This is a genomic window from Rhizobium sp. BR 314 (assembly GCF_047445805.1).
Classification (GTDB): Bacteria; Pseudomonadota; Alphaproteobacteria; order Rhizobiales; family Rhizobiaceae; genus Rhizobium; species Rhizobium lusitanum_B.
In genome coordinates, this window is record NZ_JARWLA010000018.1 from 56,860 (window position 1) to 70,214 (window position 13,355).

The 13,355-nt window shown below is 60.8% G+C and carries 10 protein-coding genes; 4 read left to right on the forward strand and 6 right to left on the reverse strand.

Going from position 1 to position 13,355, the window contains the following annotated elements:
* Positions 1–124: 124 nt before the first annotated feature.
* From QD461_RS21315 to QD461_RS21325, 3 genes are all read left to right on the forward strand, one after another.
* Positions 125–1,249, forward strand: coding sequence for an alkene reductase (locus QD461_RS21315; RefSeq protein ID WP_414089542.1), 1,125 nt, complete (start codon positions 125–127; stop codon positions 1,247–1,249).
* Entirely contained in the window at positions 1,246–1,974 is a 729-nt protein-coding gene (locus tag QD461_RS21320) for an SDR family NAD(P)-dependent oxidoreductase (RefSeq protein ID WP_414089543.1), read from the forward strand. The genes QD461_RS21315 and QD461_RS21320 overlap by 4 nt, the downstream gene beginning before the upstream one ends.
* Before the next feature lie 481 nt (positions 1,975–2,455).
* A complete protein-coding gene (locus QD461_RS21325) occupies positions 2,456–3,514 on the forward strand; it encodes a LacI family DNA-binding transcriptional regulator (protein WP_414089544.1) in 1,059 nt (352 codons plus the stop codon).
* A 45-nt stretch (positions 3,515–3,559) separates the two neighbouring features.
* Here QD461_RS21325 and QD461_RS21330 read toward each other — a convergent pair whose 3' ends face one another.
* Positions 3,560–5,725: a mechanosensitive ion channel family protein gene (locus tag QD461_RS21330; protein WP_414089545.1), complete on the reverse strand. Its 2,166-nt coding sequence runs from the start codon at positions 5,723–5,725 to the stop codon at positions 3,560–3,562.
* A 164-nt stretch (positions 5,726–5,889) separates the two neighbouring features.
* Here QD461_RS21330 and QD461_RS21335 point away from each other — a divergent pair, with 164 nt between their 5' ends.
* Positions 5,890–6,849: a hypothetical protein gene (locus QD461_RS21335; protein WP_414089546.1), complete on the forward strand. Its 960-nt coding sequence runs from the start codon at positions 5,890–5,892 to the stop codon at positions 6,847–6,849.
* 27 nt (positions 6,850–6,876) lie between these two features.
* Here the strand turns inward: QD461_RS21335 and pncB are convergent, their stop codons facing one another.
* From pncB to QD461_RS21360, 5 genes are all read right to left on the reverse strand, one after another.
* On the reverse strand, positions 6,877–8,181 hold the full coding sequence (gene pncB / locus QD461_RS21340) for a nicotinate phosphoribosyltransferase (protein WP_414089547.1): 1,305 nt from the start codon (positions 8,179–8,181) through the stop codon (positions 6,877–6,879).
* A gap of 305 nt (positions 8,182–8,486) precedes the next feature.
* Positions 8,487–9,446 (reverse strand): 2-hydroxyacid dehydrogenase, encoded by a 960-nt coding sequence (locus QD461_RS21345; protein ID WP_414089548.1) that lies wholly within the window; start codon positions 9,444–9,446, stop codon positions 8,487–8,489.
* An 11-nt stretch (positions 9,447–9,457) separates the two neighbouring features.
* Complete coding sequence (locus QD461_RS21350) at positions 9,458–11,095, reverse strand: ABC transporter ATP-binding protein (protein ID WP_414089549.1); 1,638 nt, start codon at positions 11,093–11,095, stop codon at positions 9,458–9,460.
* Positions 11,092–12,246, reverse strand: coding sequence for an ABC transporter permease (locus tag QD461_RS21355; RefSeq protein ID WP_414089550.1), 1,155 nt, complete (start codon positions 12,244–12,246; stop codon positions 11,092–11,094). The genes QD461_RS21350 and QD461_RS21355 overlap by 4 nt, the downstream gene beginning before the upstream one ends.
* Positions 12,246–13,337, reverse strand: a complete 1,092-nt coding sequence (locus QD461_RS21360) for a microcin C ABC transporter permease YejB (RefSeq protein WP_414089551.1) — start codon at positions 13,335–13,337, stop codon at positions 12,246–12,248. Before QD461_RS21360 ends, QD461_RS21355 begins: the two co-directional genes overlap by 1 nt.
* Positions 13,338–13,355 lie beyond the last annotated feature (18 nt).

The window sequence follows — 13,355 nt, forward strand, 5'->3', positions numbered from 1 at the left end:
GTTGCGCACGTCCGATTGTTGGAATAAATGATGACCATCATATATTCCAACTCCCGAGACCGAATCGCCGCTGACAGGCCCTTCCGCCCCGGGGAGCAATTTTCGCTCCAGGCAGGAGAATTTCATGACAGTAAATTTATTTTCGCCGCTTGCTATCGGTCCCCATGAACTGGCACATCGCGTCGTCATGGCACCGCTGACGCGAATGCGGGCAAGCCAGCCGGGCAATGTCCCCTCGGCGCTGAATGCCGAATATTACGGGCAACGCGCGACTAAAGGCGGGCTCATCATTTCCGAGGGGTCGCCGGTTTCGCTTGTCGGGCAAGGCATGCCGGCAACCCCCGGCATCCACACGCCAGAGCAGATCGAAGGCTGGCAGGCGGTCACGGATGCGGTTCACAGCAAGGGCGGCAAGATCTTCCTGCAGCTCTGGCATGTCGGGCGCATTTCCCATTCTTCTCATCAGCCGGACGGCGCTCTGCCCATCGCCCCCTCCGCCATTGCCGCCAGGGGGCAGGCGTTCACCGCCTCGTTCGAGCGCGTGCCGTTCGAGACACCTCAGGCGATCGACATCGATCTGATATCGCTGCTCATCGACATCTATGCTCAGGCCGCCGCCAATGCAAAGCAAGCCGGCTTTGACGGTGTCGAGATCCACGGCGCAAACGGCTATCTGATCGAGCAATTCCTGCAGGCACGCACGAACCATCGGACCGACCAATATGGCGGGTCGATCGAAAACCGCACGCGGCTTCTGCTCGAAGTGGTTGAGGCCGTTTCCAAGATCTGGGGGTCGGAGCGGGTCGGCGTTCGCCTCTCGCCGTTCGGCATCGCCAATGACAGCGGCGAGGACGATCCCTTGCGGCTCTACGGCCATGTCATTCGCGAGCTGAACCGGCTGCATCTTGGTTATCTGCACCTGATCGAGCCTCGCGCCAGCGGTGCGGGCCAGGCTGAGGTCGACCACAAGAATGTTCCCTCGGCGGCAGAACTGTTCAGGCCGGCATGGTCGGGCAAGCTGATCGTAGCCGGAAACTTCCGGCCCGATACCGCCGAGGCAGCGCTTGCGGCAGGCCATGCCGATGCAATCGCCTTCGGCCGCCTGTTCATCGCCAATCCCGATCTACCTGAGCGCATCCGGCGCAGCGCGGCGCTAAACCCCTACCACCGCCCGACCTTCTATGGCGGCGGCGCCGAGGGCTATACCGATTATCCGTCACTCGATGATGCCATGGAGGCAGCAGAATGAGCACGCCAAGCGCCGTTATCGTCGGAGTGGGAGCAGAACAGGGCCTGGGTGCCGCGCTCTGTCGCCTGCTCGCAACCAAGGGCTATCATGTCTTCATCGCCGGCCGGACGCCGGCGAAAATCGACAAGGTCGCCGCGACCATCAAGGCATCTGGTGGCAGCTCCGAAGCCATCGAAACGGATGCTACGGATGAAGCTGCCGTCGTGCGCCTTTTCGAACATGCTTTCACAGCTCAAGATGACATCGCCGCGCCAGATTTCGTCGTTTTCAACGCTGGCATCAATCGTCCGATCAGTTTTCGCGACCTGACGGCTGAGCAATTCGAGGAGTTCTGGCGCATCTGCTGCTTCGGCGGTTTTCTCGTCGGGCGCGAGGCGGCGCGGCATCTGGCCCCACTCGGCCGCGGCACGGTGATCTTCACCGGCGCCTCGGCCAGTCTGCGCGGCAAGGCGGGCTATGCGCAGTTTGCCGCCGCCAAGGCCGGGCTGCGTATGATCAGCCAGAGCATGGCGCGGGAATTCGGGCCGCTCGGCCTGCATGTCGCCCACACCATCATCGATGGTGGCATCGATGGCGAGCGGCTCCGTTCGCGGCGTCCCGATATGGATGCCGATGGCCTGCTCAATATCGACGCTATTGCCGAATCCTATTGGCATATCCATCGCCAGCATCCTTCGGCCTGGACGCAGGAACTCGATCTGCGGCCCTACAAGGAAAATTTCTGACGCCGCGATGCGAGGCTCTTGGGCACCTCATGGGGCAGTCCTAGCAGTTTCGCGACAGGGCTTTAGCTATGGCAAGAAACTTCGGATCTTCGTGCCGGTTGCCATGTCGGCCGTCCGTACTTTCCCGTTGAGCGATTTCACTCGGGATCGTGAAGGACCAGGCCGACGACCGGCCTCGGCTACGAAGGAAACGTGTGAGCCACCCAAGTGTGCCGCGCTTGCCCGCATTTCCCTCACCTTCACTCGGAGGTGGGCCAACTGCGTTCGGATTTGCGGGATCGCCCCAGCGAGCGTGATAGAGGTCCTTGAAAAGATAGTCGGTCGTCATTTCCATTCCTCACGAATTGAATCGATTCAATATTGATGCATACTGGCGAATTGAATCGGTTCAATAATACGCCGCTGGAAACCATCGTCAAGCAGAATTGAACCGATACAACTTCGTTGCTAGGATGCATCTGAAACACATGGAGAATTTCAATTGGCCAAGGGCACGATCAGGCTCGCGGACGTCGCCAAGGCGGCGGGCGTATCGCAGGGAACCGCCTCCAATGTTTTCAGCCGGCCCGATGTGGTGCGTGAGGAAGTGCGCGAACACGTTCTCGAAACAGCCAAGCGGCTCGGCTATGCCGGCCCGAGCCTGACGGGGCGCCTGCTGCGGGCAGGAAAGGTCAACGCGATCGGAGTAGCGGCCGTGGAGCCGCTCGCTTATTTCTTCGACGATCCCTGGGCAAGGGCGCTTCTGGCCGCTGTTTCCCAGGTTTGCGATGCCAGCGGCACGGGCCTTGCGCTCGTTTCTGCCAAGGACCGGCAGAAGCTGGATTGGAACATCAAAAGCGCATTGGTTGACGGCTTCATCCTCCTCTGCGTCGAAGGCGGCGAAAAGCTGGTTGAGCTGACGCGCGAGCGGCAGTTGCCCTTCGTGGCGCTGGCCCTGAACGACGACGATCCATCGATCGCCTCGATCAGCGTTGACAATCTGGGAGGTGCCGCCATGGCTGCCCGGCATCTGGCGGAGCTGGGGCACAGACGTTTCGGCGTGCTTGCGACCGAACTTTCAAACGACCATGTCGGACCGGTCGGCATCGCCGAGATCGAGCGGGCGATCTATTCCACCTCACGCGATCGAGCATTCGGCTACTGGAGGGCACTCGAGGCCTTCGGCATCCGGCGCGAAGATGTGCCAGTCTACGAGACAATCAACGACAAGCCGAGCGTCGAAGCCGGTCTCGACTTTCTGTTTTCGGCTCCTGAGCCGCCGACGGCGATCCTTGCGATGTCGGACAATATCGCTCTGCTGACAATCAATTGGCTGCGGGCACGCGGCCTTTCGGTTCCTCAGGATGTCTCCGTGATCGGTTTCGATGGCGTGCCCGAAGGCGGCATGGTCGAACCGGGCCTCACGACGATGGCGCAACCCTTTGCCGAAATCGCGCAACGCGCCGTCAGGGCGGTTCTCGAGGATGCCGTACCGGCAGAGGGTGAGATGATCGATGTCACTCTGGTGGTGCGCGGCAGCACAGCCGCGCCGAAGCGCTGATTTCTCGTCAACCGAAATCGGCAAAGGCCGCCAGGAGCGGCATCATCAGCCCGCAGTCTGCTCGCCCTCCACACCCGCCGCCCGCATCTGCATAAGTTGGCGAGCGGCCGCGGCGGTGGCGTCCTTGTCGCTGGCGACCTGCACGGTCGGCAAGGCGAACTGGATGCCATTGTCATCGAAGGCCTGCTTGATGAGGGCCAGCGCGCTGCGGCGGATGACGGAGAGTTCGTTGGGCTTGGCGGTGATCGCCAGCCTGATCTCGATGGCAAAATCGCCGAACTGCTCGACGCCCTTCATCTTCAGCGTCTGAATGATGCTGGGCTTCAGGTCCTCATCTTCGAGCAATCGCTGGCCGATGTCCTTGATGATCTTCTTCAGCTTCACCAGATCGGTATCGTAGGTGACCTTGACGATGATCTTGTCTATGGCCCAATCGCGGTTCATGTTGTTGACCGCGCCAAGCGAGCCGAAGGGGATCGTCGCCAGCGGACCGCGCTGGTGGCGCAGTTTCACCGAGCGCAGGCTGAAGGATTCCACCACGCCCTTGTAGCGGCCGCTTTCGATGTATTCGCCGATGCGGAAGGCGTCGTCCCAAAGGTAGAATATGCCACTGATCACGTCCTTGACGATCGTCTGGGCGCCGAAACCGACGGCAACGCCGACGACGCCGGCGCCGGCGATCAGTGGTCCGATCTGAACGCCGAGACCAGACAGCACCATCATAATGGCAATGATGCCGATGACGACGGCGAGAATGTTGCGGAAGATCGGCAGCAGCGTCTGCAGGCGGGCGCGGCTCGCCCTCATCTCTTCGGTATCGCCGATGGCGGGGAGCGATTGCATCACCTTGCCGTCTATGTAGGTCTTTGCCAGCTGCCAGACGAGATCGGCGACAAGCAGGATGACGATGCCGCCGAGGATGCCGCGCGCAATTTTGCCGATGACCGATTCACTGCCGCTCATCATCGCATGCGCCTCGACACCAAGCACCTTTCCGAGCCAGAGTGCCGCAAAAGTAATGATCAGCGCACGCACACCGCGATCGAGAAGCACGGCCGCGAGCTTGCCGGCTCCGAAAATGCCATCGGCCGCGTCGTGCAGCGCCTCGATTGCCCGCGTGGACACAGAAAGAATGCGCGGCAGCAGGACTGCATAAATGCCGATCCATAAGAGACCGTCGAAGCCGGCGACCCATAGGCCCCACAGTGCCGCGAAGAATATCGTCAGCAACCACGAAACCGTCTTCGCCCCGCGCTTTTCCGATGAGACGGGCCTCGACCACACGGCGGTAACAGCAATCACATAGAGGCCAATGCCGAGCGCATAGCCGATGAGATCGCGCGCGCCGGCTGAAAAGCCAAGCGAGGTCACGGCCTCCATGATGGCCCAGCCACAGGCGAAATAGGTGGTGAACACCATGCATCGCCGGTACCAGTATATCGCCACACCGCGCCTTTCGGCGATGCGCGCCGTGCCGCCATCCTCGTCCAGAATATCGTTCGCCCGGCGCATGGCGATCAGCTCCAACAGCAGCTTGCCAATGGCGAATGCCAACCGGATGGAAACAAGTGCGATGACGCAGGCGATGGCAAAACTCTCAATCACCGGCGGCCAATCGAAGGCCAGAAGCGGAACGAGAGTCGCCAGACCATGGACGATGGCTGGCACCACGCCACCCAGAAACTGAAACCGTGCGGCTTGCAGCTCGGTCTCTGTGCCGGCGGCGGCGGCTTCACGCTGCGCGCGCCTCGCATTGATGAAGCGCGCGACCGCGAGTTCCGCCACCAAACCCAGGAAAAAAAGTATCACAACCTGGATGATAATGCGCAAGACGCCGACCGTTCGGCCTTCGTCCTCCAGCTTTTCGGAAGCCGTCATCACCTCAAAGGGCAGGGTCATCGCTGCCCCGGAGACGATTTCGAAGTGGTGGCGCGTATGCCCGAGCATGCCGGATAGTACGGACATCTGGTCGCCGTTCGGCGAAGCGGAATCGGGAACGACAGCGGGCTGATTGTTCGATTGCGATGCGAGCCATTGCCGGACATCCGGCTCGTTCATCAACTGGATGAGTTCGCGCACCTTGTCGGGTGCCGGCGCCGCCGGTTGCGCGGCGGCAGAGCTCTGGGCGAACGAAGAAACGGGAACGAGCAACGCGAACAGACAAAAAAGCAGGGCCCCGACCGACCGCCTGCCACCCCCGACATTCCTCATGCGCGCCGCCCTTCCCACGATCGGTCCTCTTTCCCGCAGACTATACGCCTTTTTGCTGCGGGCAAGCAGGCACTTACCGCCATGCTCCCGCGTCGCCGCGTCGGCATTGCCGCAGGGTGGTTGCCGCGCTAGGTTCTGCGGCAGGTACCGTTTGATGCTTGAGGATGCGCGTGTTCAATTTCCTTAAAAAGCTCTTCGGTAGGGGCAAGCAGATGGAACAGGGGCCGCCGGCTCCAGCGACGCCAGACGCCATCCCCATCAGGACGCTGGATCTCAACATCCCCGACGAAGCCTTGCAGGACGAAGCCCGTTTTGCGACCTATCTGCAGGAGCGGCTGCCGTTTTTCGGCGACCTGATTAGGATCGACTATGATGCCAACGTCGGAAGTCTGACGCTGCACAGCCGCAGCGGCGATACGATGACGAAATTCCTTAACAACGCGCTGCTGGCGCTCAGGGAAAAGCGCGGACCGGCTCGCGCCCATGCGCTGTTGAACTACCTCAACATGGCCGAAACGATGGAGGACAACAGCGAACTCGGCAGCGTCCTGCCGGTGTTAAAGGCGCGCGATTTCATCGACGTTGCACGGCAGCAGATGATGCACGCCTTCAAGGATGAACCGGATCCGCCGCAATTCGTCTATCTCGACGAGACGGAGGGCCTGATCAAGCTCTTCGTGGTCAACGGCGAGACCAACGTCAGCTATGTGATGTCGACGACCCTGGACGACTGGGGCATCGACGCAAGGGAACTTGCCGAACTGGCGCAAGGAAACCTGCAGAAATTCCTCGACAAGACCGGCCTGCAGATCGCCAAGCGCAGCCGATTTCAATATATCGAGGTGGATGGCCAGTTCGAATCCAGCGTCGCCTTTCTGCCGAGTTTCTGGGCGCAGATTCAAGAGCAGTCCAACGGCGCCGCGCCGATCGCCGCGTTCCTGTCCCGCGACAAAGTGTTCTTCACCCACGAAAAGGATGTCGAGGGATTACAGCTTCTGGAGCTGATCAGCGCCGATCTCAGCGATGTGCCCTATGTTATTTCGCCGGATCAATATCGATGGGAGAATGGCAGATGGACGCTATTCAGGCGCGTCGCCCGGATGGAAGCGGCGAGCCGCCATTAAAGCAGCTCGCGATATCGCGCGAAGACCTCAAACGAACACGTCCTGGTCGACACGGTCTTCCGCGCCGAAGAACTTCAGATAGCGCTCGACTTCCGCAGGCTCGCCAGTCGCCTTCTGGGGGTTGTCTGAGAGCTTGACGGCCGGGTGGCCGTTGGCTTCGATGACCTTGCAGACGATGGAGATGGGATTCAAACCCTTGAGTTCGGTCGGCGCACAGCCGGCGAAATCGTTGGTCAGGTTTGTACCCCAGCCGAAGCTCATGCGAACGCGGTCGTCGAAATGCTTGTAGGTGTCGATGATGGCGTCGACGTCGAGGCCGTCGGAGAAGATCAGCAGCTTCTGGCGGGGATCGCGGCCCATCTTCTTCCACCAGTCGATGATCTTCTCGCCGCCTTCGATGGGGGGGGCGCTATCGGGGCGGAAGCCGGTCCAGTCAGCCACCCATTCCGGCGCGTTGCGCAGGAAAGAGGCCGTGCCGAAAGCATCGGGCAAAACGACGAGAAGGTTGCCGCCATAAAGGCGGTTCCAGTCGCGCAGCACCTTATAGGGAGCCTTGCCGAGCTCTTCGTCGTTCTGCGCCAGTGCGGCAGCGACCATCGGCAACTCATGCGCATTGGTACCGACGGCTTCGAGGTCGGAATCCATGGCGAGCAGCACGTTGCTCGTACCGGTGAAGGCATGCGGTACGCCTTCCTTCAGTGCTTCGACGCACCAACGCTGCCAGAGGAAGCTGTGTCGGCGGCGAGTGCCGAAATCCGAGATGCGCAGGCCCGGCAGCTCCCGCAGGCGCTCAACCTTTTCCCACATCTTGGCCTTGGCACGGGCATAGAGCACATCGAGTGTGAAAGGACCGAGTGCCCTTAGCGCCGAACGCGAGCGAAGCTCGTTGATGATCGCAAGCGCGGGGATTTCCCACATCGTAGTTTCTTTCCACGAACCGTGGAAGTCGAGAATATACTGACCGTCGCGCTTCGAGAGCTCGTACTCCGGCAGCTGGAAATTCGACAGCCAGGCGAGGAATTCCGGCTCGAATATCTGGGCGCGGCCATAGAAGCTGTTACCCGCCAGCCAGATCATCTCCTTCTTGGAGAGACGCAGTGTGCGGGCATGATCGAGCTGCTCGCGCAACTCCCTCTCGTCGATCACTTCGGCAAGGCGGACGCTCTTGGTGCGATTGATGAGGGAGAAGGTGGCGTCGACATCAGGGTAGAGCTTCCAAATCATCTGGAGCATCAGAAGTTTATAGAAATCCGTATCGATCAGACTGCGAATGATCGGATCGAGCTTCCAGGTATGATTATAGACGCGGGTGGCAATATCCGTCTTGGTCATGTCGTTCCTGCCCCGCCTCCTGCCCTGCGGACGTCATGCTTTTCGCCAGCGGGCAAGCCGGCACGCGTTTGTAGCGCTCTGTTATCAAAAAATGTTGAGCGAATGTCCAGTCGCTGAAAGAAAATTGATACCAGAGCCGATTGAGCGATATCGCGGGCAACGATCGACGCGAAAAGCCTCGATCGCCGTTTTCTCGATCAGACTTGGAGCATTTCCACTTTTCTTCGAGTCGCGAAAACGCTCCATATCTTTGTTTTCATGCAATGCCGGACGGAAAGCCGCTTCGCACTTTTCCTGCAATTGATCTAGTAACCCAGGCTGCGATCCACCAGATGCTGCAGCGGTTCGCCTCGCTCAAAGCGCGCGATCTGTTCCTCGACATGGCGCATCAGCGCCCTTTCATCCGAGACGGCGGAATCGTGCGGCGTGATGATGACATTGTCCAGGCCCCAGAGCGGATCGTCCGCCGCCAGGGGTTCGACGGCGAAAACATCGAGCGAGGCACCGCCGAGAATGCCGGTCTCGATCGCCAGCGCGATATCGGCCGCCACCTGGCTCTTGCCGCGGCCGGCATTGATGAAGACCGGCTTGCCCAGCGCACCATCGCGGCGAAGCCTCGAAAAGAGCGAGGCATTGTAGATACCCGTCGTCTCCGGCGTCAGCGGCAACAGGCCGACAAGGATATCGGTGCGCGCCAGAAACGCATCGAGCCCGCGGGCATCGAAGGTTTCCGTGCCATCGATCTGCTTTCTCGTGCGGGACCAGCCGATAACGTTGAAACCCATGGCCTTCAATTTCGCAAGGGCATCGCAGCCGAGAACGCCGAGCCCCATGACGCCGACCGTGATGTCGGCTGCTTCTGGACCATGCTGCGGCGCCCATACACGCTGACGCTGGCTCGTGAAGTGACCCTGAACATCGCGAAGGTGCATCAAGCATTGCATGACGACCCATTCGCTCATGCGTGTCGTGAGGCTGCGATCGACGAAGCGGACGATCGGGACATCGGGCAGGCCGGCGATGGACATCATCGAATCGACGCCGGCGCCGCCCGAAAAGATAACCTTCAGATTGGGTGCGCGCTGAAAAAGATCCGCATCCGGCTTCCACAGGAGCGCGTAGTCGGCCTGCGAGAGGTCGGCGTCCTTATTGGCGGGCTCGGCGAGATTGATGCTGCGGCGATCGGAAAAGGCCGTTTCGAGGATTTTGGCAATTGCCGCGGGATCGAATTTGAGGTCGACAACGATAGGGTTTTTGGCCGGCATGGCTGAAGTCTTCACTGTTTGATGGCGGCGGTCGGCACCGCCTCGATGTTGAATGCTGCGGCGAGAAGCGCCTTGGTATAATCCTGTTGCGGCGCGCGGAAGATATCGGCGGAAGCACCCTGCTCCACCACCTTACCGAAGCGCATGACGATCAGCTCGTTGGCAAGCGCCTTCACCACTTTCAGATCGTGGCTGATGAAGAGATAGGCGAGATCGTGCTTCTTCTGCAAGTCGCGCAGCAAATCCACAACCTGTGCCTGCACGCTCATGTCGAGCGCCGAGGTCGGCTCGTCCAGCATGACGAAACGCGGCTTCAGCACCATGGCACGGGCGATGGCAATGCGCTGGCGCTGGCCGCCGGAGAATTCATGCGGGAAGCGCCAACGGGTGGACGGGTCGAGGCCTACCTCCTCCAGTGCCCAGCAGACACGCTTGTCGCGCTCATCGACGGAAAGCGACCGCTCGTGTACCTTGAGCCCCTCGGCGATGATCTCGCCGACCGACATGCGCGGGCTGAGCGACCCATAGGGATCCTGAAAGACCACCTGCAGCTGGTTGCGCAGCGGCCGCATCTCGCGGAATGAATAGCCGGCTATATCTTTTCCCACGAAGGCGATACGGCCCTTTGAGGAAATGAGCCGGGCGAGCGCCAGCCCGAGCGTCGTCTTGCCCGAACCGGATTCGCCGACGACACCGAGCGTCTGGCCCGCCCTGAGCTTCAGATCGATACCATCGACCGCCTTCACGTGGTCGACGACCTTGCGCATGAAGCCGGCCTTGATCGGGAACCAGACGCGGATGTCATTGCCTTCCATGACCACGGGCTTGCCGTTATCGCTGGCCGGCGGCTCGCCACGCGGCTCGGCTGCCAGCAGGTGGCGGGTGTACTCATGCTGCGGCCGGGCGAAGACGTCTTCCACTGTACCGGTCTCGACGATGTGGCCCTTGGTCATCACGCAGACGCGATCGGCGAACTTGCGGACGATGCCGAGGTCGTGAGTGATGAACAGCATCGACATGCCGTGCGCACCTTTGAGCTCGCGCAGCAGTTCGAGGATCTGGGCCTGCACCGTCACGTCGAGCGCCGTCGTCGGCTCGTCGGCGATCAGCAATTCCGGACGGTTGGCGAGCGCCATGGCGATCATCACGCGCTGGCGCTGGCCGCCGGACAGCTCGTGCGGATAGGCCTTGAGACGCTTTTCCGGCTCCCGGATACCGACCTGGTTCAGTAGTTCCAGCGTGCGGTTGCGGGCAGCATCGCCCACCATACCCTGATGCAGGGCCAGGATTTCGCTGATCTGCTTTTCGATCGAATGGAGCGGATTGAGCGATGTCATCGGCTCCTGGAAGATCATCGTAATGTCGTTGCCGCGCACCGCACGCAGCTCGCTGTCCGATGCCTTCAGCAGATCCTTGCCCTTGAACAAGATCTCGCCGGAGGGATGGCTTGCGGCCGGATAGGGCAGCAGCTTCAGGATCGAATTGGCCGAGACCGACTTGCCCGAACCGGATTCGCCGACCAGCGCCACGACCTCGCCGCGATGGATATCGAACGAAATGCCGTCGACGGCAATCGAGGTGTGGCCGCCCTGACCAAAGGCGACCGACAGATTGCGAACGGACAATAGCGGAGTGGAGTTTTCGCTCATCGGAAGGTCTTCCTCGGATCGAAGGCGTCGCGCACGGCCTCGCCGATGAAAATCAGCAGCGACAGCATGATCGACATGGCGAAGAAGGCCGAAAGCCCCAGCCAGGGAGCCTGCAGGTTGGATTTGCCCTGGGCGATCATTTCGCCCAGCGACGGTGAGCCGGGCGGCATACCGAAGCCGAGGAAGTCGAGCGAGGTCAGGGTGGTGATCGAGCCCGACAGGATGAAGGGAACGAAGGTTAACGTCGCGACCATCGCGTTCGGTAGCAGGTGGCGATACATGATGGTGCGGTTGTTGACGCCGAGCGCGCGGGCAGCGCGCACATATTCGAAATTGCGCGCCCGCAGGAATTCGGCACGCACGACGCCGACAAGACCCACCCAGGAAAACAGCAGCAATATGCCGAGCAGGATGAAAAAGCCGGGCGGCAGCACCGAGGCGATGATCAGCAGAATGTAGAGCACCGGCATGGACGACCAGATTTCGATGAAGCGCTGCATCAGAAGATCCGTCCAGCCGCCAAAATAGCCCTGTATCGCACCGGCGCAGACGCCGACTACGGCCGAGCAGATGGTGAGCGCCAGGCCGAACAGCACCGAGATGCGGAAGCCGTAGATCAGGCGGGCGAGCACGTCTCGCGCCTGGTCATCCGTGCCGAGCCAGTTGAAGTTGCTCCAGTTGCAGTTCGGGTCGGAGATCCCGCCGGCATAGCCCGAGCAGCGCTTTTCCTTGCTCATTGCCCAGAAGGGCGGGGTCGGCGCCGACATTCCAACGGGCAGGTTGGAATTGGCGGTCTGATAGGAATAGTGGATCGGCGGCCAGATCATCCAGCCATTGGCATTGATCTCGTCCTGGATATCCTGGGCGCGATAATCCGTCTGCGCGAGGAAGCCGCCGAATTTCTCTTCCGGATAGTCGACGAAGATCGGCGCCAGGATCTCGCCCTTGTAGGACATAAGGATCGGCCGGTCGTTGACGATGAACTCGGCGCCAAGGCTGAGGACGAACAGGACAAGGAATATCCAGAGCGACCAGTAGCCCCGGCGGTTCGCCCTGAAATTCTCCCAGCGACGCAGGTTGGTCGGCGAGAAGAGGCCCTTGCGCGGCGGCTTTTCGACCGGCGTGGAAGCCGGAGTGCTGGCTGCGTCCATCACACGTCCCTCCGCTCGAAGTCGATGCGCGGATCGATCCAGGTGTAGATCAGGTCGGAAACGAGGCTAACGACGAGGCCGAGCAGCGAGAAGATGAACAGCGTCGCAAAGACAACCGGATAGTCGCGCTGGACGACGGAGAGATAGCTGAGGCGGCCAAGGCCATCGAGCGAGAAGATGTTCTCGATCAGCAGCGAACCGGTGAAGAAGGCGTGAATGAAAGCGCCGGGAAAGCCGGCGATGACGATGAGCATGGCGTTGCGGAAGACATGGCCATAAAGCACGCGCCGTTCGGAAAGCCCCTTGGCGCGGGCGGTGACGACGTATTGCTTCTTGATCTCTTCGATGAAGGAATTCTTGGTGAGCAGCGTGGTGGTAGCGAAGGCTGCAAGCGACAGCGAAATCAGCGGCAGCACCAGATGCCAGAAATAATCGAGGATCTTCTGCCACCAGTTGAGATCGGCGAAATTATCCGAGACAAGGCCGCGCAGCGGAAACCAGTCGAAAAAGGAGCCGCCGGCGAACAGCACGATCAGCATGATGCCGAAGAGGAAGCTCGGAACCGCATAACCGATAATGATGATGCCCGACGTCCAGACATCGAAAGTCGATCCGTCCTGCACCGCCTTGCGAATGCCGAGCGGAATGGAGATGGTGTAGGAAAAGAGCAGGATCCAGACGCCAAGCGAAATCGACACGGGCAGCTTCTGACCGATGAGGTCGATGACCGTCGTGTTGCGGAAGAAGCTCTCGCCGAAATCGAAGCGGATATAGTTCCACATCATCTGACCGAAGCGCTCCAGCGGCGGTTTGTCGAAGCCGAACTGCTTGTCGAGCTTGGCGATCAGCTCGGGATCGAGCCCCTGTGCACCGCGATATTTCGAGCTGCTGTCGTTGAAAGCCTGCTGGGTCGCGGTGTCGGTGCCGCCCGACAAGCGGTTGCTGGCATTGTCGCCCTGCCCGGTCAGCTGCGCGATGACCTGTTCCACCGGCCCGCCCGGCGCGAACTGCACGATAGTGAAGGAAATGGCCATGATGCCGACGATGGTCGGGATCATCAGCAGCAGGCGTCGCAGAATATAGGCGCCCATCAGTCGGCCGCCTCCTCG